Raw genomic sequence first — 23,300 nt, 5'->3', positions numbered from 1 at the left:
GCAAGAATGCGCCTAGCGCCTTAACGCAAAACGAAAAATCATTCCGGGAGAGAAGCCTTGGATTTCTCATTACCTGACGATCTGGTCGCCTATCTCGGAGAGCTCGACCGTTTCATCGAGCGCGAGATCAGGCCGCTGGAAGCGGCCGACGACAATATCCGCTTCTTCGATCACCGCCGCGAATGGGCGCGCACCGATTTCGAGAATGGCGGCCTGCCGCGCCACGAATGGGAGGCGCTGCTGCGCAAGGCCAAGGACCTGGCGGACGCCGCGGGTCATCTGCGTTTTCCGGTGCCGAAGCAATATGGCGGCAAGGACGGCTCCAACCTCTGGATGGCCGTGATCCGCGAGCATTTTGCCGCCAAGGGGTTAGGCCTGCACAACGATCTCCAGAACGAGCATTCCATCGTCGGCAATTTCCCCGTCGTTACCATGCTCGACCGCTACGGCCGCGACGATCAGAAGGCGATGATCGACGGCTCGATCAAAGGCAAGTACCGCATCACCTTTGGCCTCACCGAGCCGCATCACGGCTCGGACGCCACCCATATGGAGACGCGCGCCGTGCCGGCGACCCGCGACAACGTCAAGGGCTGGATCATCAACGGCGAAAAGATGTGGACGACAGGTATGCATGTTGCCACGCATTGCGCGCTGTTTGCGCGCACGAGCGGCAATGACGGCGATGCGCGCGGCATCACTTGTTTCCTGGTGCCGGCGAAGAGCGACGGCGTCAAGGTCGAGGAGTACATGTGGACCTTCAACATGCCGACCGACCACCCCCGCGTCAGCTTTACGGACGTGTTCGTGCCTGAGGATGCCCTGTTCGGCGAGGTCGGCCGCGGCCTGTCCTTGGCGCAGTGCTTCGTGCACCAGAACCGCATCCGCCAGGCCGCGAGCTCGCTCGGCGCCGCGGTTTACTGCATCAACGAGAGCGTCAAATACGCGCGTGAGCGAAAACCCTTCGGCCGGGCACTGGCCGAGAACCAGGCGATCCAGTTTCCGTTGGTGGAGCTCGCGACGCAGGCCGAGATGCTGCGTCTTCTGATCCGCAAGACGGCCTGGGAGATGGACCAGCTCACCGAAGAGCAGATTGAGCGCACGCTCTCTGACCGCGTCTCCATGTGCAATTACTGGGCAAACCGCCTCTGCTGCGAATCCGCCGACCGCGCCATGCAGGTCCATGGCGGCATGGGCTACTCACGCCACAAGCCGTTCGAGCACATCTACCGCCACCACCGGCGCTATCGCATCACTGAGGGCAGCGAGGAGATCCAGATGCGGAAGGTCGCGGGGTTCTTGTTCGGCTATATGGGGCCGGGGAAGCATTAGCGGCTTGCACCGCTGTCGTAGGGTGGACAAAGCGAAGCGTGCCCACCACTTCTCCCGCAATCGTCGAAGAATGGTGGGCACGGCGCTTTGCGCCTTTGCCCACCTTAAGGCACTACGCGGTCAATTCACCCGTCGCTCTTTTCCGGCCCAATACGGCTCACGCAATTGGCGCCGCAAGATCTTGCCGCTCGGATTCCTCGGCAGCGCCGGCAGAAACTCGACGCTCTTGGGCGTCTTGTAGCCAGCGATGCGCTCGCGAGTGAAGTTGATGATGTCGGTGGCTGTGGCCTGCTTGCCAGGCTTCATGACCACCATAGCCTTCACCACCTCGCCCCATTTGTCGTCAGGCACGCCGATCACGGCGGCTTCCGCGACATCAGGGTGATCGCACAACGCACTCTCGACCTCGGCCGGGTAGATGTTCTCGCCGCCCGAGATGATCATGTCCTTGATGCGATCGTGGATATAGAGATAGCCGTCCTCGTCCATGTAGCCGGCATCGCCGGTGCGCAGCCAGCCGTCGGAACGAAGCGCAGCGGCGGTCGCCTCGGGCAGGTTCCAATACCCGGCCATGTTGGAGCCCGAGCGCGTCGCGATCTCGCCAACCTGGCGCGGCGGCAGCGGCTTGCCGTCCGCGTCCAGGATCGCGATCTCGACGCCCGGCAGTGCCTTGCCGGCCGAGCGCATCCGCTCCAGTCCCGCGACGTGGGCTTCCGGCGGCAGCGCGACGATGGTGCCGGTGGTCTCGGTCATGCCGTACATTTGCACGAAACCGCATTTGAAGACCTCGATGCATTCCTTCAGCAGCGCCGCCGGAATTGGCGAGGCGCCATACAGCATGTATTTCAGCCGCGAGAAATCGACCGTCTTCGCGCGCGGCTGCCGCACCACGAATTGCATTGCCGCCGGCACCATGAATAGCTTCGTGATCCCGGACTGCTCGAAGAAGTCCAGAACCTTGGCCGGATCGAACTCGCGCGCGATTACGCCGCGGGCGCCGTGATAGAGCCCCATTACGCCCCAGCCCGAGCCGCCGATGTGGAAGATCGGCATCGCCACCAGCGAGACATCATCGGTTGACCACCGGTTCCACTCCGGCTTGTCCTCGGCATTACCGGTCTGCACCAGATTGAGAAAGTTCGCGTGCGAGAGCATTGCGCCCTTCGGCTTGCCGGTCGTACCCGACGTGTAGAGCTGGATCGCGATATCCTTTGTGTCGATCGCGAGCTTCGGATCGTCACCGCTCTGCGCGTCCCGCCAGGCCGCAAAATCCTGCCATTCCGGCGCGCCGCCTTCGGTGGTGATGATTGTGCGCACGCCCGGCAACTGATCCTTGATTTGGCGAACGAGCGCGATGAACTCCGGTCCGACGAACAGCACCGGCGCCTTGCAATCCTCGACGATGAAGGCGACCTCGGGTCCCGCGAGCCGCCAATTCACCGGCGCCATCACCACACCGGCCTTCATGGCGCCCATCAGCAGCTCGAAATAGATGTCGCTGTTCTTGCCGAGATAGGCGATGCGGTCGCCTTTCTTCACGCCCATTGCGATCAACGCGTGGGCGACCTTGTTGGTGTTGACGTCGAATTCGGCGAAGCTGGTGAGGCGGCCCTCGAACTCGTAGGCAATGGCATTGCCGCGGCTTTTCGCACGCTCGCGCACCATGTCGGCGAGATTGGCCAGAGGCTGTGTGGGCATGTTTCTCCCGTCGTCTTGTTCTTATGCCACAGAGTGTGGCGTCATCCGCGGGTGAAGACAAGACGGGACAAATCGACCGCGGTTTCCTGTCCCGGACGCAGCGCCTCTTGCGCTGCGCTGTCCGGGGCACGAGGGAGATCATCCCCGCTTGGCCCGATCCTTCTCGTTCTGCGCCATGATGCTCTCGCGCGCGGCTTTCCAGTCGTCGTCGCTCCAGTCGCGGAGCTGGTAGAAATTGCCGCCCATGGCGAGCGCCTGCGCGCCGTCCATGGCGATGGTCTCGCCGTTGATCCAGTCGCAGCCGCCGGAGATCAGGAACACCGCGAGGTTCTGCAGTTCCTCCATGGTGCCGACGCGGCCCATCGGGTTCATCGCCTTGGTGCGCGCGCCGGCCTCGTCGCCGGGCTTGATCCGCTTGCTCATGCCTTCGGTCGGGATTTCGCCCGGCGCGATGGTGTTGAGGCGGATGCCATAGCGACCCCATTCGGTGGCGAGCGACATCGTCATGGCGTGGATCGCCGACTTGCTCATCGCCGATGGCACCACGTAGGGCGAGCCGTTGCGCACCCAGGTCACGGTGATCGAGACGACATTGCCGGGCTGCTTCAAGGCGATCCAGCGCTTGCCGACCGCCTGCGTGACGTAGAACGTGCCGTGCATGACGATGTTGGCGACGGCATCGAAGCCGCGCGGCGAGAGCTCCTCGCTGCGCGAGATGAAATTGCCGGCAGCATTGTTGATGAGATCGGTGAGGGGGCCGTCGCGAAAGATGGTCTCGATCATCTCCTCGACCGCGAGCGCGTTGCGGATGTCGACACCATGGCTGGTGACGCGGCCGCCATAGAGATCCATCAATTCGGTCGCGGTCTCGTCGCACACGATCTTGCGTCGGCCGCAGATGTGCACCTCGGCGCCGAGCTGGAGGAAGCGCGCCGCCATCGACTTGCCGAGCCCGGTGCCGCCGCCGGTCACGAGAATGCGGCGTCCGGCCAGAAGATTTTCCTTGAACATGGGTGTTTCCCTCGTAGGGATTGTCAGTTAATTGGTCGATTGACTAAATCCGGCTGCCAGCGTCCTGTAAAGCGGCACTGAACAAGAACAGGGGAGAATTCATCCATGGAAGAGCGCGTCTCGATCTCGATCTCGGACGGCGTCGCCGACGTGCGCCTGATGCGCGCCGACAAGATGAATGCGCTGGATCAGGCCATGTTCGAGGCCCTTGTCGCTGCGACCGAGCGGCTTTCGAAGGAAAAGGGCGTGCGCGTCGTCGTGCTGTCCGGCGAGGGCCGTGCTTTCTGCGCCGGCCTCGACATGGGGCGTTTTGCCGCCATGAAGGAGAAGGGCGGCAACGGAATTCCGGGTGGCGAAAATCGTGACCTCACCAAGCGCACGCATGGGCAGGCAAACTTTCCGCAAGCCGCGGTGTGGGGCTGGCGTCAGCTTCCGGTGCCTGTGATTGCGGCCGTCCACGGCGTTGCTTTCGGCGGCGGCTTCCAGCTCTCGCTCGGCGCCGACATGCGCTTCCTCGCACCCGATACGCGGATGTCGATCATGGAGATCAAATGGGGCCTCGTGCCCGACATGGCGGGCACGCCGATCCTGGCAAGCCTGGTGCGCGACGACATCCTGCGCGATCTCACCTATACCGGACGCATCTTCTCCGCGCAGGAGGCGATGACTTACGGCCTCGCCACCCGCATCTGCGACGATCCGCGCGCAGCGGCCCTGGAAGCCGCGCGCGAGGTCGCTGGCAAGAGCCCCGACGCGATCCGTGCCGCAAAACGCCTGCTCAACAATCTTTCGATCGATCCGGGCCCCGCGCTGCTCGCCGAATCCGTCGAGCAGCAGAAGCTGATCGGCAGCGCGAACCAGACCGAGGCGGTGCGGGCCAATCTGGAGAAGCGCGCGCCGAAGTTTGCGGATTAGCACAGACCTCATCCCGAGGAGCCGCGCAGCGGCGTCTCGAGGGATGGGCCACGGGCTCTCATGGTTCGAGACGGCGCTTTGCGCCTCCTCACCATGAGGGGCGACTTTGAACAAGAAGAAGAACAAATGAGCGAACCGTCTCAATTCCTGGGCATCGTCTCCGGCAACCGTCGCCGCTCTCATGCCGAGGTCGCTGACCGTGCCGACCGCATCGCGAGTGGCCTCGCCGAGCTCCGCGTCAAGCCAGGTGATTGCGTCTGCATGCTGATGCGCAACGACATCGCCTTCCTGGAGGCCGCCTATGCTGCGATGCGGCTCGGCGCCTATGGCGTGCCCATCAACTGGCACTTCAAGCCGGAGGAGATCAACTACATCCTGGAGGATACCGGCACCTCCGTGCTGATCGGACATGCCGACATGCTGCATGCCTTGCGCGGTGCCATACCGAACGGCGTCACCGTGCTCAGCGTGCCGACGCCGCCGGAAATCCTGTCCAATTACAAGATCGATCCAGATCATCTGAAGACTCCGGAGTTCGCCATGGATTTCGAGTCTTGGCTCGCCCAGCACCAGCCCTATGACGGCCCGGTCGTGCCGCAGCCGATGAGCATGATCTACACCTCGGGGACAACAGGCCATCCCAAGGGCGTCCGCCGCAATGCGCCGACGCCGGAGCAGCAGGCTGCCGGCGAGCGCATGCGCGCGATGATCTACGGCCTCAAGCCCGGCGCCCGCGCGCTGCTGCCGGGCCCGCTCTATCATTCCGCGCCCAACTCCTTCGGCATCCGCGCCGGCAAGCTCGGCGGCGCACTGGTGCTGATGCCGCGCTTCGAAGCCGAAGAATTTCTCGAACTCATCGAACGATACAGGATCGACACCATCTTCATGGTGCCGACCATGTTCATCCGCCTGATGAAGCTGCCGGAAGAGGTGCGCAGGAAATACGACGTCTCCTCGCTGCGCCACGTCATCCATGCGGCCGCGCCATGCCCAGCCGAGGTCAAACGCGCCATGATCGAATGGTGGGGACCGGTGATCTACGAATTCTACGGCTCGACCGAGTCCAGCGCGGTCACCTTCGCAACCTCGGAGGATGCGCTGAAGAAGCCCGGCACGGTCGGCAGGATCTCGCCCGGCGCGGAATTGCGCTTCATCGGGGATGACGGCCGCGTGCTTCCGGTGGGCGAAGTCGGCGAGATCTATTCGCGCATGGCTGGGATGGCCGATTTCACCTACCACAACAAGCCGGAGAAGCGCGCCGAGATCGACCGCGATGGCTTCATCACCTCCGGTGATGTCGGCTACATCGACGAGGACGGTTACGTCTTCATCTGCGACCGTAAGCGGGACATGGTGATCTCAGGCGGCGTCAACATCTATCCGGCCGAGATCGAATCCGTGCTGCACGCAGTGCCTTGCGTGCATGATTGCGCCGTGTTCGGCATCCCCGATGCCGAGTTCGGGGAGGCGCTGATGGCGGTGGTCGAACCGCAAGTAGGCATCACGCTCGAGGCCGCCGATGTGCGGGCGCGCTTGAAGGCTTCGCTCGCCGACTACAAGGTGCCGAAGCACATCGAGATCCGCAGCGGGCTGCCGCGCGAAGATTCGGGAAAGATCTTCAAGCGCCGCCTGCGCGATCCCTATTGGGAGCAGGCCGGACGCAAGATCTAGCCGGCTGAGCGAGCCGATACCCGGGAGACTGAGAGCCAGGGTCCCGGATGTCCGCTTCGCGCGTCCGGGCTTCGTTTTGTGGGTATCGAGCCGTCTTCGCAGAGACAGATTTCGAACCTATATAGACGGCGTCATCCACCATCGGATCATCCCATGGCTCCCGTTTCCATCCTGCTCAACCTGCTCTGGATCCTCATCGGCGGCGCCTGGATGGCGTTCGGCTGGTTGATCGCCGCGGTCATCATGGCCATCACTATCATCGGCCTGCCCTGGGCGCGGGCGGCCTTCAATATTGCCGTCTACACACTGCTGCCATTCGGCTCGAGGGCGGTGCGGCGCGACGAGGTCACCGGGATGAGCGATATCGGCACCGGCCCGCTCGGGGTGATCGGCAACGTCATCTGGTTCGTGCTCGCCGGCTGGTGGCTGGCGCTCGGCCATCTCCTCACCGCCCTGGTTCTCGCCGTGACCATCATCGGCATCCCCTTCGCCTGGGCGCATTTGAAGCTCGCAGGCATCGCGCTGTGGCCGATCGGCAAAGTGATCGTGCCGGCTTAGGCCGTCGACCCATCAATGTCGGCCTCCGGCGGCAGAGCGGAAGTGGCCCAGCTTGCGGGCGTCGTCGGTTGATGACCTAACTCGGACCTCAACCAAGATCGGAAAACTGTTCGCTCCGCATCGACGCTGGCGATACAGCGCGTCATCTCGTCCGCGCGGGCCGCCACTGCAAGGAGCAATCACTCTCGTCGCTCTCAGGACCGAGTGAGTTGGCTAGGGCGCCACGTCGTACTCAGTTCGTCAATACTTCTTACGGTAATTCCCCGGAGTTGCTGTTTTGTCAAACCCGGTCTGGGATGTGGCATTCGACGCCTCCGCTGTGGGCAACACACCCGCGCTGCAATCGAATCGTACTTTGAGTTGGAGATGATCATGCGCAACATCGTACTGGTGATGGTATTCGTGGTCTCGCTGGCGGCTCCGGCTTTGGCCCAGAAGTCCGAGATTGAAGCGATCAACACCAAATTTATTGAATTCTTCAACAAGGGCGATTTCTCCGGTATCGGCTCGCTCTATAGCGCTGATGCGATCGCGATGCCGCCCGGCTCCTCGATGGTGCAGGGCCGAGCAGCCATCGAAGTAATGTGGAAAGGCATGGCGGATCAAGTCAGCGACCCGAAGCTCACAACTGTTGACGTGAAGTCGCTCGGCCCTTCGGCGGCACGCGAGATCGGCACGTTTGCTCTGAAGACCAAAGGGCCGACACCGCAGGAAGTGACCGGGAAGTACGTCGTTGTTTGGGAAAAGGTCGGAAATGACTGGAAGCTCGCCACCGACATATGGAACGAGGGCAAGTAGGCCGCCCGTCGGCGTACATGTCCGTTATTGGGCGAAGTCACGGCCCGTGTCATGGAGGTCCGGCTCGGTCTGCTCAGTGAGGCAAGGCAACAGCTATCTGCGCACGAGATCGAGAAAGTCTCGGCGCGGGTCCACCATGAGGCCGGATTCACATCGAGAAGTTCAACGGCCCGTTCCTATTCGGCGATAAGGCGATGGCAGCGGAGTATCGTGCCGGCTTCAAGTTCGCGATCGAGCGGGGCTGGCTCGAGTTGCACGAGAGTGACACCTACGTGAAGTTCACCCAAGCCGGCGCCGGTCTGTTCGTTTAAGGTCGGCGGTTCCGCCGGCGGCTTTCGCGTCACATCATCTTCAGACGCTGGACGGCACGTCGTTAAAACAAACGCCGACTTGCTACATTGCCATTCACTGCCGAGGGCGGCACTCGAGACAGGCCGGGGAGCAGCGGCCACGACCAATAAAACAGCCGTGGCGGCCACGCAATTTGCGATGACGAGCGTGCGTCCTTTGCGATTCCAAGTTGCGCCGATCATGGCCGTCGCTCCTTTTGCAGGTCAGTGAGGACGCTAAGCCGAGTTTGTTTCCGGCTGACTTCGTCGCCGCGCCGATCGGTCTCATTCACGCGGCAGTGATTGTTTGGGCGGAGCGGGTCGCCTGCTACCCTCCTGGGTGTACAGGTTGCGATCAGCTACTTCGACGGACGGTGGAACCGCCGGAATGAAATGCCTGCTCGGGCGACCTCAAGGCACCGGGCTTGAAGTCTCCGAATAATCCGCACTCTCAGTTCGCTCGCCGGCAAGGAGCGCAGCAACGAGAGGTGAATGTCGGGCATTGGAGGGACAGCAGACCGTTTGCCGGGCGGTACCAAAGCCCGACTTGGAGGCCCGCCTACACCGCCATCATCCGCTGGCCAAGATTATGTCGAAATCCGCGACCATCGCGTGCTTCTCGAGGTGGGATGGCGGCTCTTGCAAGTTGACGATCAGCCGGTCGGGGTGCGGAGCCGCGTTGAGCCAGCGGTCGGCCAGGTTTTCGGCTTCGCCCGCGAAATAGAGCTGGGTTACCAGGCGATCGAACCGGCCCTCGACGGTGAGGTGAATGTGCGGCGGCCTGATTTCGCCTTCTGCCGTCGGATAGCGGCCCGGTTTTATCGTACGAAAACTGTAGCAGCCGGACGCGTCTGCGGTCAGGCGCGCGAAGCCCTTGAAATTGGGATCGACCGGCGCTGGGTTCATATCGCTCGGATGACGATATTTCCCTGCAGCGTTTGCTTGCCAGATTTCGATGAGTGCATGCGGCACCGGCTTTCCAGAAGGAGTGAGCACGCGCCCCCTGACATAGATGAGCTGGCCCTGCGCCTCGGCGGCGCTGCCCATTGGGCGCGCCAGATTGGTTGCCAGATCGGGACGCTCCCGAATTGGATAGAACGGGCCGACGATCTGCGGCGGCGTGATCGCAAATGCTGCTTCATCGCGGCGGCCCGTCCGGCCTTTGGGTCCGGCATCGCTCATTAGGGTAGCTTGATGTCCGCGTCCTTGACGATCTTGGCCCAATGGGCAACATCGGACCGGATTCCATCGCCAAATTCTGCGGCGGTGCCGCCGACGGGTACGGCTCCTATCTTGTCGAGCGAAGCGCGGATTTTAGGCTCAGCAAGAACCTTGTTGATCGCTTTGTTGAGCTGCAAGGTGATCTCCGCGGGCGTGCCTCGCCTGGCGGCAAAGCCGATCCAATCGGCCGTCACGAGATCTGGAAAGCCTGCTTCGGCCACCGAGGGAACGTTCTTGAGGGCGGCGATCCGCGCAGTCGCGGTGACGGCGAGGGCGCGCAGCTTGCCGGTCTCGATGAGGTCGATGACCGGAAGCGTGGTAACGAACATGTATTCAACGTTGCCGCCGATCAGATCGGCGATAGCCTGCGAAAACTGCTGATAGGGTACGTGGGTGGCGTGCACGCCGGCCTGCAATGCGAACATCTCGCCGATCAGGTGCGAAGGTGTGCCGAAGCCAGCGGACGCGAAGTTGAGTTTCCCGGGCTTGCTCTTGAGCAGCGCGACCAGTTCGGGCAGGGAATTGACGGACAACGATGGCGTGGTGACGAGCACCGTATAGGACGTCGATATCTTGACGACCGGATCGAAATCCGCGTCGGGTCGTGTCTCTGCCTTCGGAAGCAGGGTCGGAGTGACCATCATTGGCAAGCTCATGGTGAGCAGCGTATAGCCGTCCGCCGGACGGCCGCTTACGTCATTCATTGCGATGGTTTGCAAAGCGCCCGGCCGATCTTCCACGACGAGCCGCCAACCTTCGTTGGCCGCAAGTCCATCGGCCACCAGGCGACTGATGATATCGGGCGGCGTGCCGGCACTCGTCGGGACGACAATTCGAATGAGGTTGGATGGATAGGGTTGCGCGGCGACCTGATGGGCCGACAACGATGCTGCAAGGGCCCCCAGCAGGAACGTGCGACGGGGCAAGCGGAAGTGCGGTGTCTCCGACATGGTGCTGCTCCAAAACTCGCAAGTGAGAAGTCACTATCGATTTGCAGCTTGTTCCTGATACCTATATATGGAAAGTTCTATTTTCCGATCCTTCTATTCCGTTTCGGAAAGGGTCGCATGTTCGACGCATCCCAGATTAGTCAGCGTATCAAGCTGCGGCAGCTGAATGTCTTCATCGCTGTCGTCGAGCACGGGAGCATGGCGAAGGCGGCCGAGCACCTTGCCATTTCGCAGCCCGTCATTTCCAAGATGATCGCGAGCCTCGAGCAAACGCTTGGCCTTCCGCTCCTCGAGCGAAGCCGTCTCGGGGTGGCGCCTACGCTTTATGGCGAGGCGTTGCTCAAACGTAGCATCGCCCTGAGCAACGATTTGCGCAGTGGCGTGGACGAGCTGCAAGCGCTGGCTGATCCGACAACCGGCGAATTGCGCATCGGCAGTACAGAACCTGTGATGGCTGGCCTGCTGCCTGCCATCATCGATCGGCTATCCCGGCAATATCCGAGGCTCGCGCTTCATATCATCGAGGGCGAACCGCCGGAGCTTCAGGATCGGCATCTGCGCAACCACGATATCGATCTGATGATCGGACGGCTGCCGAGCCCGGCGCCCGCTGCTGACACCGATGTGCGGGAGCTGTTGCACGAAAGCGGCGTCGTCGTTGCAGGCTTGAACAATCCGTGGGTGCAGCGGCGCAAGATCCGCCTCGCCGAGTTGGTCAACGAGCGCTGGTGCCTGCCACCGCGCGAAAGTTTTCCGGGCGGCTGGATTGCCAATGCATTTCACGCGTCCGCACTCGAGGTGCCGCGGCCCAGCGTGACCGTGTACTCGATCCTCATGCAGTCGGCATTGCTGTCATCGGAGCGCTTCCTGAGCTTTCTTCCGGCATCGATGCTGCATTTCAGCGCCAAGCGGCTGTCGATGAAAATCTTGCCCGTCGAAATGCCTGCGCAGATGTGGCCGATCGGAATCATCACGCTGAAGGGCCGAACTCCCAATCCAGCGCGGCGGCTATTCATCGACTGCGCGCTGGAGATAGCCAAGCCGCTCGCTGGCAAGCGAACACCCTGACCGGCAAATTCAGGCGATGCACTTCCGCTAATGGTCCCACAGCGGACTTTTCCGGTCGCCATCAAACGCGCAGCGCAAGCACAAATTTGCATCTCGACAGGCCGATTCGAAACTGCGAAGGGAAAGGGATTGAATTCATTATCTTAGTAGAGGGCGAACAATGATTAGGATCATTCTTTCTGGCGTCGCCTCAGTCCTGTTCATCCAAGCAGCCATTGGCCAACAGTACGGCACCGCAAGTGAGGCGCGCGCCATGCTTGAAAGGGTCGTCTCCGGCATTAAGGCCGACCCGGCTGCAACAATCGAAAAAATCAATAAGAGCGACCCGAGCTTCAGCGACCGAGACTTGTATCCGACCTGCGCGGGCCCGGACGGCAAGATGGTGGCCAATCCCAACCGTGCGCGCCTCGGCCTTGTTCAGAAGGATAGTAAAGACGCCTCGGGCAAGCCGTATAGGGAAGAACTGGCGCGCGCCCAAGAGGGACTTTTTTCAGAAGTCAGCTATCTCTCGCCACGTCCCGGTGCTGACAAAACACCCGTTTCGAAGGTCGCTTTCGTTACGAAAATCGCGGGATACATTTGTCTTGTAGGGTGCTCACCATAGGTCGAGTGCCGTCTGGATTTTGCGCTGAGGGTCCTGCCTTTCAAGAAGATTATCCTGCAATCCATTTTGAGGTGTCGGAAATGCGTCGGTCTATTGCTATTACAACCATGTTGCTCAGCCTTCAGTCAGCCTCGGCGGGTCCAATGCCTCCGGATAAAGCTGAGGCGGTTAAGGCAATGGGCGCTGTGATAAATGCTCCCGAAACCGGGAAGTTGTACGCGCCGCTGCAAGCGAAAGAGCCGTATGAAAACGTAACAGTCGATCGAAACATCAAGTACGGCCAACACGAGCGAAATCTGCTGGACGTGTTTCGGGCAACGACCCCCGAGGCTCGTCCCGTTCTCATCTTCGTTCACGGCGGCGGATACGAGAGGGGCGACAAGCGCGCCGGCTCAAGCCCCTACTATGACAATGTCATGTTGTGGGCGACGAAGAATGGCATGGTCGGAGTCAACATGACCTACCGCCTCGCGCCCGACTATCCCTGGCCCGCGGCGGCGGCCGATGTCGCGTCGGCAGTGGCATGGACAAAGGAGAAAATCCGGGACTACGGGGGCGATCCAAATCGCATTTTTCTGATGGGGCACTCTGCCGGGGCATCGCACGTCGGCAGTTACCTAGCGCGCGCAGCCGTGCCCGTGGTCGTCGGTGCAATACTTGTGTCCGGCACATATGACCTTCGTCCCCAAATCGAAGTGGCGGGGCAGAAATCCTATTTCGGCGCGGATACCGAATTATGGCGGGAGCGATCCTCGCTAAATGGCTTGGCCCAATCAAAGCTGCCATTGTTAGTCGTGCGCGGAGAAATTGATGTTCCGTACTACATCGATCAAGCAGAAACTCTGAAGACTGCGATGTGTGCTAACAATCACTGTCAAACGTTTGCGGTGCTGAAAGGCCATAGCCACATGTCGGAAATTTACTCAGTGAATACGGAAGACACGACTCTTACAGATACAATCCTCGCGTTTGTAAAGGGACTGAAATAGTCGCGTCTGATTAGCGATCATCGGCGGCGGACGAATTCACATCGCGCCCCGTTCGCGCATTGGGCTTTATGGTGCGGGGCTGCGGCACGCCGCGTAAACTTCGGGCATCTTTCGGTTAACGATGATGGCCGCTACTGGCCCGTAGTGACCAACTCCGAGAATACCGTTTAGGTCGGGCCCGGCATTCCGGCCACCGTTGGTTGGCCACCCCCAAGTAGGCAGAGCGACGAATCACGAGCAGTCGGGGTGCCCAGTTCGGACACGCTCCAACGCCTTCGCATAATTACTCGCGTTGCCAGGCGGGCAAATCACGCCACATGTAAGTCAAGGGCAGGGGACGGAAAAATTCCGATTGACCGAATTCGTGTTTTCGGGTAAACCGCAAAACATCCCGGCCCGTCAAAGGGACGTTTCGCGATCGTCACGATACGTCGGCCGGGATGCGATGGACGCGGCAGCGCCGGCGCGTGACGAGGTGGCAGGGCGGGCTAGGCCTGTGAGCCATCGCGATCCGCGGGATCGACACGGCGCGGTCACAGCGTTTCCTTTCGAGTTCGGGGGCGAGCACGCGCGAGCTTCCGAATGGGTTTGGGAGGGACGTCCGCGGACGGCAAAAGCGTGTGGTCCTGACGCCGGGGGTCTGTGCGTCAAGGCTTGCGGTGGTGAAGCGGCCCGACCGGGCGCGTGCATCTTTGATCCGCAAGGCGACGGGGGCAATAGTGCATCGCTCCCCGAGGAGAGCGCGCCATAGGCCGTAAAACCATTGCGCAGGGAAGGCCGGGGATGTCCCGGCGTCACCTGTGGTCACCCCGCGTGCGTTTTTCGCGTGCGGACCCTGGGTGCCAGCCGGCGCCCGGCCTTCCCTGCGCCCTCTCTTCCTTCTCGATGAGGGTGAAGACGGATAGCAAACCTCGGGCCCTGCGCCGCGAGCGCGAGAACGTGTGTGCGCGCCGCTCTGCGAGACCCATCCCTGCCACGGTCAGCCATGTTGCCGCGCCGCCACCAAGTTCATCTTGCACTGCGGCAGAAAAATATCGCACACTCGCTCCTGCCGGGCATCCAAGCGAGCTCGAACCAAGGAGCGAGCCATGTCCCTCCAGACCATACCATCCGACGCCACCGAGCATCGCCCCAACCGTCCCGAGGACGTCCAGGCCATGGAGGCCGAGGCCCGGCTGCGGGACGACATCCGCCTGCTCGGGCGCATCCTGGGCGATACCGTGCGCGACCAGGAGGGCGCCGAATTGTTCGATCTGGTCGAGCGGATCCGCCAGACCTCGATCCGATTTCACCGCGACGAGGACCGGCTCGCCCGCCGCGAGCTCGAGCAGATCCTCGATGGCATGTCGATCTCCGAGACCGTGCGGATCGTCCGCGCTTTCAGCTATTTCTCCCATCTCGCCAACATCGCCGAGGACCAGAACAACATCCGGCAGATGCGCGCCCGCACTGCGGGCAAGAACGGCGGCTCCGGCGTGCTGGCGGAAACGCTCGCCCATGCCAAGGCGGCGGGCATCGGCCCCGACGCGCTGCGCAATTTCTTCAAGACCGCACTGGTCAGTCCGGTGCTGACCGCGCACCCGACCGAGGTCCGCCGCAAGAGCACCATGGACCGCGAGATGGAGATCGCAGCCCTGCTCGATCGCCGCGAGCGCGTCGCCCTGACCGCCGAGGAGGCCGCCGCCAGCGACGAGCAGCTGCGCCGCGAGGTGCTGACGCTGTGGCAGACCAACCTTTTGCGGCGGACCAAGCTCACGGTGCTCGACGAGGTCGCCAACGGCCTGGCGTTCTACGACTACACCTTCCTGCGCGAGGTGCCGCGCCTGATCAACGCGCTCGAAGATCGGCTGCAGGAGGGCGGCGAGCAGGCGGCGGGCGAGCTCGCCTCGTTCCTGCGCATGGGCAGCTGGATCGGCGGCGACCGCGACGGCAATCCCTTCGTCACCGCCGACGTCATGCGCGGCACGCTGCGGTTGCAGTCGAGCCGGGTGATGCAGTTCTATCTCAACGAGCTGCACGTGCTCGGCTCCGAGCTGTCGATCGCCGCGCATCTCGCCGATGTCTCCGAGGAGCTGCGCACGCTGGCGGAGCGCTCGCCGGATACTTCGCCGCACCGAAGCGGCGAGCCTTATCGCCTCGCGGTCTCCGGCATCTATGCGCGCCTCACCGCGACCGCCGAAAAGCTGGAAGTCGAGATCACGCGGCGGCCGGTCGGCAAGGGCAAGCCTTACGAGAGCGTCCGGGAGCTGCAGGCCGATCTCGACGTGCTGCACCGCTCGCTGATCTCGAACAACGCCCGCGTCATCGCCCGCGGCCGGCTGCGGCTGCTCCGGCGCGCGGTGGATTGCTTCGGTTTCCATCTGGCGCGGCTCGACATCCGCCAGAACTCTGCCGTGCATGAGCGCACCATTGCCGAGCTGATAGATGCTGCCAACCCCGGCATGTCCTATCTCGCGCTCGGCGAGGACGCCCGCATTTCGCTGCTCACCAACGAATTACGCTCGACGCGCGCGCTGGTCTCGCCATTCGTCAAGTACAGCGACGAGACCATGGGCGAGCTCAACGTGTTCCATGCCGCCGCGGAAGCGCATGCGAAGTTCGGTTCGGACGCGATTCCCCAATGCATCATCTCGATGTGCAAGGGCATGTCGGACATGCTCGAGGTCGCGGTGCTGCTCAAGGAGGTCGGCCTCGTCCATCCCTCCGGCCGCAGCGCCATCAATATCGTCCCCCTGTTCGAGACCATCGAGGATTTACAGGCCTCCAGCAGCATCATGGACCGCATGCTGTCATTGCACGATTACCGCCGCCTCGTCGACAGCCGCGGCTGCGTGCAGGAGGTCATGCTCGGCTATTCCGACAGCAACAAGGATGGCGGCTTCGTCACCTCGGGCTGGGAGCTCTACAAGGCCGAGATCGGTCTCGTCGACGTGTTCGAGCGTCACGGCGTGCGCCTGCGCCTGTTCCACGGCCGCGGCGGCTCGGTCGGCCGCGGTGGTGGTCCGAGCTATGATGCCATCATCGCGCAGCCCGGCGGAGCGGTGAACGGCCAGATCCGCATCACCGAGCAGGGCGAGATCATCTCGTCGAAATATTCCAACGCCGAGGTCGGTCGCAACAATCTGGAGATCCTCGCTGCGGCGACGCTGGAGGCGAGTCTGCTGAATCCGCGCCAGAGCGCGCCGCGCCGCGAATATCTGACCGCGATGGACGAATTGTCGAAACTTGCCTTCAGGGCTTATCGCGGCCTCGTCTACGAGACCGATGGCTTCGTCGACTACTTCTGGTCATCGACCGTGATCAACGAGATCGCGACGCTCAACATCGGCAGCCGCCCGGCCTCGCGCAAGAAGACGCGCGCGATCGAGGATTTGCGCGCCATCCCGTGGGTATTCTCCTGGGCGCAATGCCGCCTGATGCTGCCGGGCTGGTACGGTTTTGGCAGCGCGGTCGAGCAGTGGATCGCCGAGCATCCCGACAAGGGCATGCCGTTCCTGAAGGAGCTCTACCAGGAGTGGCCGTTCTTCCGCATGCTGCTCTCGAACATGGACATGGTGCTGGCGAAAAGCTCGATCGCGATCGCCTCGCGCTATGCCGAGCTCGTGCCGGACGAAGCCCTGCGCGAAAAAATCTTCGGCCGCATCCGCCGCGAATGGCATTCCTGCATCGAGACGCTGCTCGACATCATGGGCCAGGATCGGTTGCTTCAAAGCAACCCGCTGCTGGAGCGCTCGGTGCGCCACCGCTTCCCCTATCTCGATCCGCTCAACCACGTCCAGGTCGAGCTCTTGAAGGAGCATCGCGCGCAGAACCCGGACGAGCAGGTGCTGCGCGGGATCCAGCTCACGATCAACGGCATCTCGGCGGGCTTGCGGAATACGGGGTGACCTCGTCGTTCCGGGACGATGCGAAGCATCGAACCCGGAACCTCGAGATTCCGGGTTCGGCTCTTCGAGCCGCCCCGGAATGACGGCACTATCTCACGGCTTCATCGCGCCCTGCACGCTGGTGTAGACGGCATAGAGCGATGTCGAGCCGCAAATATAGAGCCTGTTTCGCTGCTGGCCGCCGAAGCACAGATTGGCGACTGTTTCCGGAATATGGATCTTGCCGAGCAATTCGCCCGATGGCGTATAGCAGCGCACGCCGTCTTCGTTCGGGTCGCCCCAGCCCACCGAACACCAAACCCGTCCTTCAGTGTCGCAGCGGACGCCGTCGGTGATGCTCGGTTTTGGCATGTCAGCGAAGACCTTGCTGTTCGACACCTTTCCCCCGGCCACGTCGAGATCGAACACGCGGATATGGGACGGGTTGTCCGGCCCATCGGTGAACCCGGTGTCGCAGATGTAGAGCTTCTTCTCATCCGGCGAGATAGCGAGCCCGTTGGGCTCCACAAAATCGTCGACGACGACTTTGACCTCTCCGGACTTCGGATCGACCCGGTAGACGTTCTTCTTGTCCTGCTCGGGCTCGGCCTTGATCCCTTCATAGAAGCCGCCGATCCCGTAGGCAGGATCGGTGAACCAGATCGCGCCATCGGCCGTCACCACCGCATCGTTGGGCGAGTTCAATCGCTTGCCGTTGAACTTGTCGGCGATGATGGTGATCGAGCCGTCGAGTTCGGTCCGAGTCACGCGCCGACCGCTATGCTCGCATGTGATCAGACGTCCTTCGCGATCGATGGTGTTGCCGTTCGAGTTCATCGAGGGCTGACGGTAGACGCTGAGGTGACCGTCATCCTCGGAGAAGCGCATGATGCGGTTGTTCGGAATGTCGCTGAACAACAGGTAGCGCCCGGCGGCGAAATACACCGGACCCTCGGCCCAGCGGAAGCCGGTGGCGACCCGCTCGACGGCCATGGTGCCGGCGAAGGCCGGAAAGCCGGAGGGCCCGAAGGATGGCGGCCCCTTCTTGGTGGATTCCAGGTGGGAGTCCGGATAGCGGCTGCCCGGCAGTGGTCCCAAAGGCAACGGCGCCGTCGATCTCGTCGGCGCGCCTGTCTGGCCCAAGGGCGCGACGGAGGCTGCCAAGGCCGCGTTCATGGTAACGCCCGTCGCCGCGACTGCGGCCGCCGCGCCCTTCAACAGGGTGCGGCGCGCGAGAGAGGGTTCGCTGGATTCGGCAGAAATGGTCAGTGGTTTCGTCATAGTCGCCTCCCATTTTTTTGTTGGGAGGAAAACCATCCGCCTGCAATCGGGCGTAAAGCGGGCGATCCCGGCCGAACAACTGGAGACCGCGATGCAGCAATAGCTTGGACTCCAGCTAGACGGGATCCCAGGTGAAGATGTCGGCCGAGCGGTCGAGCTTGTAGAACGATCCCTTCAGTGCCGGCATGCCGTGTTCCGCGATCGACTGCGGCGTCCAGCCGTCGCTTCGCTGCACCGAGCGGATCGGACGGTTCTGGCTGAACAGGAAGATCTCGTTCATGCGCACGCCAAAGATCTGCCCGGTGACGTCCCTGGCGGAATCGCCCAGCAGATAGCCGCAGAGCGGGGCGATCTTCTCCGGTCCCATCTGCTTGATCTTCTCGACCCGCGCTTTTTCGGCTTCGGTCTCGGTCGGGATGGTGCCGATCATGCGGGTCCAGGCGAACGGCGAGACGCAGTTGGAGCGAACGTTGAAACGGCCCATGTCGAGCGCGATCGACTTGGACAGGCCGACGATGCCGAGCTTGGCGGCGGCATAGTTGGCTTGGCCGAAATTGCCGATCAGGCCGGAGGTCGAGGTGAAATGGACGAAGGAGCCCGACTCCTGCTCGCGGAAGATCCGCGCCGCGGCGTGGGAGACATAGAACGAGCCCATCAAATGCACCTTGATGACCGCCTCGAAGGCCTCCACGCTCATCTTGTGGAAGATCATGTCGCGCAGGATGCCGGCATTGTTGACGACGCCGTCGAGCCGGCCGAAATGGTCGGTCGCGGTCTTCACGATCTTGCTCGCGGGAATGGCTTCGGCCACCGACTCGAAATTGGCAACGGCAATGCCGCCGCGCTTCTTGATCTCCTCGACCACTTCTTCGGCGGGCGCCGCGTTCGAGCCGGCCCCATCAGCGGCGGCGCCGGGATCGTTGACGACGACCTTGGCGCCTTCCGCGGCGCAAAGCAGCGCGATCTCCCGCCCGATGCCGCGGCCTGCGCCGGTGACGATGATGACCTTGTCTTGCAGTGATTTCGTCATGTGGGTTCTCCGTGTTGTTTCCGCGGTCGCGGCAACCCCAGTTCGTCACGCGCGGGCTTGACCCGCGCATCCATCTTCAGAAGAGGATGGATTGCCGGGTCAAGCCCGGCAATGACGGCTGGGCATTGCCGAGCCGCCTTACCTCTCGTTCGTAAACACGATCGTGCCACTCGCCGCGAACATGCCGCCGACGCCGTGGCACACCGAAACCTTCGCGTTCGGCACCTGTGCCGGCGCGATGCCACGCATCTGCCGCACGCTCTCCTGGAGCGCGTACATGCCGTACATGCCCGAATGCATATAGCTCAAGCCACCGCCATTGGTGTTGAGCGGCAGCTTAGCCCCGGGCCGCGTGTTGCCGTCCGCAATGAACTTGCCCGTTTCCTCATAGGGCATGAAGCCGAGGTCGCCGAGCCCGAACAGCGGCAGATGTGCAAACGCGTCGTAGATCATGAGATGGTCGACGTCCTTGTGCGCGATGCCGGCCTCCTTGAAGGCGAGGGGCCCTGCGGTCTTGAACGCGCGCGAGGAATTGAACGTCTCCATCTGGCTGACCATCGGTGTTTCCACGCTCTCGCCAGTGCCCATGATGTAGACCGGCTTCCTCGGAAAATCCTTGGCTCGGTCGGCCGAGGTCAGGATCAGCGCGCCGCCGCCGTCGGTGACGAGGCAGCACTGGAGCAGGCGGAACGGATAGGCGATCATGCGCGAGTTGAGCACGTCCGCGACCGTGATCGGCTCCTTCATCATCGCGCGCGGGTTTTTGGCCGCCCATTCCCGCTGCACCACCGCGACCGAAGCGAGCTGCTCGTGCGTGATGCCGTAGGTCTTCATGAAGCGCAGCACGGGGATCGGGAACATGCTGGGCGGGCCGTAGACCCCATAGGGCGCCTCGAACTGGCCGTTAAGGCTGTCTGCCGGCGTCGAGCGCGGCAATTTGCCGATCATCGACTTGCCGCTCTCGGCATGGGTGATCAGCACGGTCTTGCACAGGCCGGCCTCGATCGCCGCGGCCGCGTGGCGCACGTGCAGCATGAAGGAGCAGCCGCCGACGGAAGTGCCGTCCACCCAGGTGGGCTTGATGCCTAGATAATGGCAGACCTGCTGTGGCGTTTCGACCGCGGTCGCAAATCCGTCGATGTCGGAGAGCTTCAGCCCGGCATCGGCAATAGCATTGAGCGCCGCGTCGGCGTGGAGCTGGAGCTGCGAGGCATTGGGGATGACACCGAGCTCGGTGGTCTCGGCCGCGCCGACGACGGCAACCTGGTTCTTGCGCATGGCTTAGCCCTTCGCCGGACGAAAGACGGGAAGGGTGATGTTGTCGTCGAGCTTCTCAAAGGCGACCTCGAGCTTCATATCGAGCTCAAGCGCTTCTGGCGTCTGCGGACAGTCGATGATGTTGCTCATCATTCGCGGCCCCTCATCGAGCTCGACCACGGCGATCGCGTAAGGCGGCGTGAAGCCGGGCGCAGCGGGACGGTGGTTGATCACGTAGCTGTAGAGAAAACCATTGCCGCTCGCCTTGAACACCGAGACCTTGCGCGAGGCGCAGGACGGACAGAACGGGCGCGGCGGGAAGTAGATATGCGCGCAGGCGTCGCAGCGCTGGAGGCGCAATTCGCCCGCCTTCGTGCCGTCCCAGAAATGCTGGGTCTCTGGCGTGGGTTTCGGTCGCGCGCGCTGCGGTTCGGCCATATCGGCAGCTCCTCCCAAGAGACAGGCTTCGCGCCCGCCTGTTTCGATCTTGATGCGACAATCGACTATAGTGCGTCAACGGTCCAGCAATGCGCATGCATGCCATCATGCGCACAATGCTTGTGTCGACCTCGGCCGGCGCTATAGATTGCGCGCGCCAATATTCCGTGAGACAGACATGCCCGATTTTCCGACACTGGCGAAGCTCGCCGGAGACCTCGAAGGCGGCCGCACGACCTCCCGTAAGCTGGTGGAGGCGTGCATCGCCAGGATCGCCGATCCGGCCGGCGAAGGCCAGCGCGCCTTCATCCATGTCGACAAGGATGCTGCGCTCGCGGCCGCTGACGCGATGGACGGCTTGCGCAAGGCCAACGCGGCGCCGTCGCGCTATGCCGGCATCCCGATCTCGATCAAGGATCTCTTCGACATCAGGGGCCAGGTGACGCGCGCCGGCTCCCGCGCGCTCGACGATTCCTCACCGGCCGAGCAGGACGCGGTCGCAGTGGCCCGGCTGCGCAAAGCCGGTTTCGTCGTGATCGGGCGCACCAACATGACCGAGTTCGCCTATTCCGGCATCGGCATCAATCCGCACTATGGGACGCCGAAGGGCGCCTGGAACCGGGCAGAGGGCCATGTGCCCGGCGGCTCGTCCTCGGGCGCGGCAGTGTCCGTGCTCGATGGCATGGCGCATGGCGCCCTCGGCACCGACACCGGCGGCTCCTGCCGGATTCCGGCCGCCTTCAACGGCATCGTCGGCTACAAGCCGACGCAGCGCCGTGTGCCGCTCGACGGCGCGGTGCCGCTGTCGTTCTCGCTCGATAGCATCGGGCCGCTGGCGCGATCGGTCAGTTGCTGTGCCATACTCGACGCGGTGCTGGCCAACGAGCCGATCGTTCCGCTCAAGCCGCGGCCGATCCAGGGCTTGCGGCTGGCGGTACCGACCACGATCGCGCTCGACGACCTCGATGCACAGGTCTCCGAGACTTTCGAGCGCGCGCTGAAGGCGCTCGCCGATCACGGCGCCATGGTCGAGCGCATCGAAATGGCTGAATTCCGCGATATCGGCCCGATGAACGCCAAAGGCGGCTTTGCAGCTTCCGAAAGCTATGCCTGGCATCGCTATCTCATCACAGCGAAGGGCGACGTCTATGATCCCAGGGTCGCCGTGCGCATCATGCGCGGCGAGGTGCAGAGCGCGGCCGATTACATCGATCTGCTCAACGAGCGCCGCTCGCTGATCGCCCGCGTCAATGCGCGGATTGCGCCTTATGACGCGCTGGTGCTGCCGACGACGCCCAACACACCGCCGAAAATCGCCGATCTCGCCAACGACCAGGCATTCGCCCGCGAAAATCTCCGCGCCTTGCGTAATTGCAGCCTGATCAACCTGATCGACGGCTGCGCCATCTCGCTGCCTGCGCATCGCGAGGGCCACGTTCCTGTCGGCTTGATGCTGGCGGGGGCGGGCGGGACCGATCGCCGCATCTTCGAGCTTGCTGCCGGCATGGAGGCCGTAATCCGTGTTTGACCTGACCTTCACCGTCGACGCCCAGGACACCACAACGCCGCTGACGCTGGCGATCGACCAAGCCGTCATCGCCGGCTGGACCGGCCGCGATCCCGTCGCGCGCGACAAGCACATCGCCGAGCTCGAGGCCGTCGGCATCGCCCGGCCGGCCTCAACGCCGATCTACTATCGCGTCTCGGCGCGGCGGCTGACGATGGAAGACCGCATCGAATGCACCGGCGGCGATTCGTCCGGCGAGGTGGAGTTCGTGCTGCTCGGGTGGCAGGGCCGCATCTTCGTCGGCTGCGGCTCCGATCACACCGACCGCAAGGTCGAGGCCTATAACGTCACAGTGTCCAAGCAGATGTGCGACAAGCCGATCGCGTCGACGCTGTGGGAGCTCGAGGACGTCATCGGCCATTGGGACAAGATGATCCTGCGCTCCTACGCCACGATCAACGGCGAGCGCGTGCTCTATCAGGAGGGCACCCTCGACGCCATGCTCCCGGTCACTGAGCTCATCGCACGCGGCTTTCCGGGCGGGAAGCTGCCCGACGGCTGCGCCATGTTCGGCGGCACCTTCGCCGCTAAGGGCGGCATCCGCCCTGCCGACCGGTTCGAATTCGAGCTGGAAGATCCCGTGCTGAAGCGAACGATCAAGCACGGCTATGACGTGGTGATGCTGCCCGTGAGGGGTTAATGCTCTCAACCATCATTGCGAACGCAACTATCTCCGCGTCATTGCGAGGAGTCCTTGCGACGAAGCGATCCAGACTG

The 23,300-nt window shown here is 62.8% G+C and carries 19 protein-coding genes; 11 read left to right on the top strand and 8 right to left on the bottom strand.

The window, feature by feature from the left end; all coding sequences use genetic code 11:
* Positions 1–57: 57 nt before the first annotated feature.
* Positions 58–1,332, top strand: a complete 1,275-nt coding sequence (locus IVA98_RS16085; protein ID WP_247336431.1) for an acyl-CoA dehydrogenase family protein — start codon at positions 58–60, stop codon at positions 1,330–1,332.
* 120 nt (positions 1,333–1,452) lie between these two features.
* Here IVA98_RS16085 and IVA98_RS16080 read toward each other — a convergent pair whose 3' ends face one another.
* Entirely contained in the window at positions 1,453–3,030 is a 1,578-nt protein-coding gene (locus IVA98_RS16080; protein WP_247301393.1) for a fatty acid--CoA ligase, read from the bottom strand.
* A 138-nt stretch (positions 3,031–3,168) separates the two neighbouring features.
* Positions 3,169–4,041, bottom strand: coding sequence for an SDR family oxidoreductase (locus IVA98_RS16075; RefSeq protein WP_247301391.1), 873 nt, complete (start codon positions 4,039–4,041; stop codon positions 3,169–3,171).
* Between the two features lie 105 nt (positions 4,042–4,146).
* Here IVA98_RS16075 and IVA98_RS16070 point away from each other — a divergent pair, with 105 nt between their 5' ends.
* The 4 genes from IVA98_RS16070 (at position 4,147) to IVA98_RS16055 (ending at position 7,983) form a co-directional block, all read left to right on the top strand.
* Complete coding sequence (locus IVA98_RS16070) at positions 4,147–4,956, top strand: crotonase/enoyl-CoA hydratase family protein (protein ID WP_247301389.1); 810 nt, start codon at positions 4,147–4,149, stop codon at positions 4,954–4,956.
* Between the two features lie 126 nt (positions 4,957–5,082).
* Entirely contained in the window at positions 5,083–6,627 is a 1,545-nt protein-coding gene (locus IVA98_RS16065; RefSeq protein WP_247355181.1) for an acyl-CoA synthetase, read from the top strand.
* A 153-nt stretch (positions 6,628–6,780) separates the two neighbouring features.
* On the top strand, positions 6,781–7,185 hold the full coding sequence (locus IVA98_RS16060; protein ID WP_247301386.1) for a YccF domain-containing protein: 405 nt from the start codon (positions 6,781–6,783) through the stop codon (positions 7,183–7,185).
* 372 nt (positions 7,186–7,557) lie between these two features.
* Entirely contained in the window at positions 7,558–7,983 is a 426-nt protein-coding gene (locus tag IVA98_RS16055; RefSeq protein ID WP_247301385.1) for a YybH family protein, read from the top strand.
* A gap of 899 nt (positions 7,984–8,882) precedes the next feature.
* Here IVA98_RS16055 and IVA98_RS16050 read toward each other — a convergent pair.
* Both IVA98_RS16050 and IVA98_RS16045 read right to left on the bottom strand, forming a co-directional pair.
* Positions 8,883–9,494, bottom strand: coding sequence for a dioxygenase family protein (locus tag IVA98_RS16050; protein ID WP_247355180.1), 612 nt, complete (start codon positions 9,492–9,494; stop codon positions 8,883–8,885).
* On the bottom strand, positions 9,494–10,483 hold the full coding sequence (locus IVA98_RS16045; protein WP_247355179.1) for a Bug family tripartite tricarboxylate transporter substrate binding protein: 990 nt from the start codon (positions 10,481–10,483) through the stop codon (positions 9,494–9,496). Before IVA98_RS16045 ends, IVA98_RS16050 begins: the two co-directional genes overlap by 1 nt.
* A gap of 117 nt (positions 10,484–10,600) precedes the next feature.
* Between IVA98_RS16045 and IVA98_RS16040 the strand changes: the two genes are divergently transcribed.
* The 4 genes from IVA98_RS16040 to ppc all read left to right on the top strand — a co-directional run bounded on the left by IVA98_RS16040 (position 10,601) and on the right by ppc (position 17,031).
* The gene (locus IVA98_RS16040; RefSeq protein ID WP_247301374.1) at positions 10,601–11,551 is read left to right on the top strand and encodes a LysR family transcriptional regulator; all 951 of its coding nucleotides are present in this window, start codon (positions 10,601–10,603) and stop codon (positions 11,549–11,551) included.
* Positions 11,552–11,711: 160 nt separating this feature from the next.
* Positions 11,712–12,155: a cache domain-containing protein gene (locus tag IVA98_RS16035; RefSeq protein ID WP_247336444.1), complete on the top strand. Its 444-nt coding sequence runs from the start codon at positions 11,712–11,714 to the stop codon at positions 12,153–12,155.
* An 80-nt stretch (positions 12,156–12,235) separates the two neighbouring features.
* Entirely contained in the window at positions 12,236–13,144 is a 909-nt protein-coding gene (locus IVA98_RS16030) for an alpha/beta hydrolase (RefSeq protein ID WP_247336447.1), read from the top strand.
* A gap of 1,088 nt (positions 13,145–14,232) precedes the next feature.
* On the top strand, positions 14,233–17,031 hold the full coding sequence (gene ppc / locus IVA98_RS16025) for a phosphoenolpyruvate carboxylase (protein ID WP_247301370.1): 2,799 nt from the start codon (positions 14,233–14,235) through the stop codon (positions 17,029–17,031).
* A gap of 93 nt (positions 17,032–17,124) precedes the next feature.
* Here ppc and IVA98_RS16020 read toward each other — a convergent pair whose 3' ends face one another.
* The 4 genes from IVA98_RS16020 to IVA98_RS16005 all read right to left on the bottom strand — a co-directional run bounded on the left by IVA98_RS16020 (position 17,125) and on the right by IVA98_RS16005 (position 21,016).
* Positions 17,125–18,291 carry an SMP-30/gluconolactonase/LRE family protein gene (locus IVA98_RS16020; RefSeq protein ID WP_247301368.1) on the bottom strand — a complete coding sequence of 389 codons (1,167 nt, stop codon included), beginning with the start codon at positions 18,289–18,291 and terminating at the stop codon, positions 17,125–17,127.
* 115 nt (positions 18,292–18,406) lie between these two features.
* On the bottom strand, positions 18,407–19,321 hold the full coding sequence (locus IVA98_RS16015; RefSeq protein ID WP_247301366.1) for an SDR family oxidoreductase: 915 nt from the start codon (positions 19,319–19,321) through the stop codon (positions 18,407–18,409).
* Positions 19,322–19,459: 138 nt separating this feature from the next.
* Positions 19,460–20,599: a thiolase C-terminal domain-containing protein gene (locus tag IVA98_RS16010; protein ID WP_247301364.1), complete on the bottom strand. Its 1,140-nt coding sequence runs from the start codon at positions 20,597–20,599 to the stop codon at positions 19,460–19,462.
* A gap of 3 nt (positions 20,600–20,602) precedes the next feature.
* Complete coding sequence (locus IVA98_RS16005) at positions 20,603–21,016, bottom strand: Zn-ribbon domain-containing OB-fold protein (protein WP_247276049.1); 414 nt, start codon at positions 21,014–21,016, stop codon at positions 20,603–20,605.
* 178 nt (positions 21,017–21,194) lie between these two features.
* Between IVA98_RS16005 and IVA98_RS16000 the strand changes: the two genes are divergently transcribed.
* Positions 21,195–22,544, top strand: coding sequence for an amidase (locus IVA98_RS16000; protein WP_247301362.1), 1,350 nt, complete (start codon positions 21,195–21,197; stop codon positions 22,542–22,544).
* Positions 22,537–23,223, top strand: a complete 687-nt coding sequence (locus IVA98_RS15995; protein ID WP_247336453.1) for a DUF2848 domain-containing protein — start codon at positions 22,537–22,539, stop codon at positions 23,221–23,223. The genes IVA98_RS16000 and IVA98_RS15995 overlap by 8 nt, the downstream gene beginning before the upstream one ends.
* Positions 23,224–23,300: the final 77 nt, after the last annotated feature.

The sequence above is a fragment of the Bradyrhizobium sp. 160 genome, from assembly GCF_023073735.1.
In the GTDB taxonomy this organism is placed as follows: Bacteria; Pseudomonadota; Alphaproteobacteria; order Rhizobiales; family Xanthobacteraceae; genus Bradyrhizobium.
Note: the sequence above shows the minus strand (reverse complement) of the source record. Positions and strands in the feature narration are given on the sequence as shown.

Excerpts from the sequence above, each read along its gene's own strand:
- IVA98_RS16080 (WP_247301393.1), bottom strand. The coding sequence starts at position 3,030 with ATGCCCACACAGCCTCTGGCCAATCTCGCCGACATGGTGCGCGAGCGT.
- IVA98_RS16075 (WP_247301391.1), bottom strand. The coding sequence starts at position 4,041 with ATGTTCAAGGAAAATCTTCTGGCCGGACGCCGCATTCTCGTGACCGGC.
- IVA98_RS16070 (WP_247301389.1), top strand. The coding sequence starts at position 4,147 with ATGGAAGAGCGCGTCTCGATCTCGATCTCGGACGGCGTCGCCGACGTG.
- IVA98_RS16065 (WP_247355181.1), top strand. The coding sequence starts at position 5,083 with ATGAGCGAACCGTCTCAATTCCTGGGCATCGTCTCCGGCAACCGTCGC.
- IVA98_RS16060 (WP_247301386.1), top strand. The coding sequence starts at position 6,781 with ATGGCTCCCGTTTCCATCCTGCTCAACCTGCTCTGGATCCTCATCGGC.
- IVA98_RS16055 (WP_247301385.1), top strand. The coding sequence starts at position 7,558 with ATGCGCAACATCGTACTGGTGATGGTATTCGTGGTCTCGCTGGCGGCT.
- IVA98_RS16050 (WP_247355180.1), bottom strand. The coding sequence starts at position 9,494 with ATGAGCGATGCCGGACCCAAAGGCCGGACGGGCCGCCGCGATGAAGCA.
- IVA98_RS16045 (WP_247355179.1), bottom strand. The coding sequence starts at position 10,483 with ATGTCGGAGACACCGCACTTCCGCTTGCCCCGTCGCACGTTCCTGCTG.
- IVA98_RS16040 (WP_247301374.1), top strand. The coding sequence starts at position 10,601 with ATGTTCGACGCATCCCAGATTAGTCAGCGTATCAAGCTGCGGCAGCTG.
- IVA98_RS16035 (WP_247336444.1), top strand. The coding sequence starts at position 11,712 with ATGATTAGGATCATTCTTTCTGGCGTCGCCTCAGTCCTGTTCATCCAA.
- IVA98_RS16030 (WP_247336447.1), top strand. The coding sequence starts at position 12,236 with ATGCGTCGGTCTATTGCTATTACAACCATGTTGCTCAGCCTTCAGTCA.
- ppc (WP_247301370.1), top strand. The coding sequence starts at position 14,233 with ATGTCCCTCCAGACCATACCATCCGACGCCACCGAGCATCGCCCCAAC.
- IVA98_RS16020 (WP_247301368.1), bottom strand. The coding sequence starts at position 18,291 with ATGACGAAACCACTGACCATTTCTGCCGAATCCAGCGAACCCTCTCTC.
- IVA98_RS16015 (WP_247301366.1), bottom strand. The coding sequence starts at position 19,321 with ATGACGAAATCACTGCAAGACAAGGTCATCATCGTCACCGGCGCAGGC.
- IVA98_RS16010 (WP_247301364.1), bottom strand. The coding sequence starts at position 20,599 with ATGCGCAAGAACCAGGTTGCCGTCGTCGGCGCGGCCGAGACCACCGAG.
- IVA98_RS16005 (WP_247276049.1), bottom strand. The coding sequence starts at position 21,016 with ATGGCCGAACCGCAGCGCGCGCGACCGAAACCCACGCCAGAGACCCAG.
- IVA98_RS16000 (WP_247301362.1), top strand. The coding sequence starts at position 21,195 with ATGCCCGATTTTCCGACACTGGCGAAGCTCGCCGGAGACCTCGAAGGC.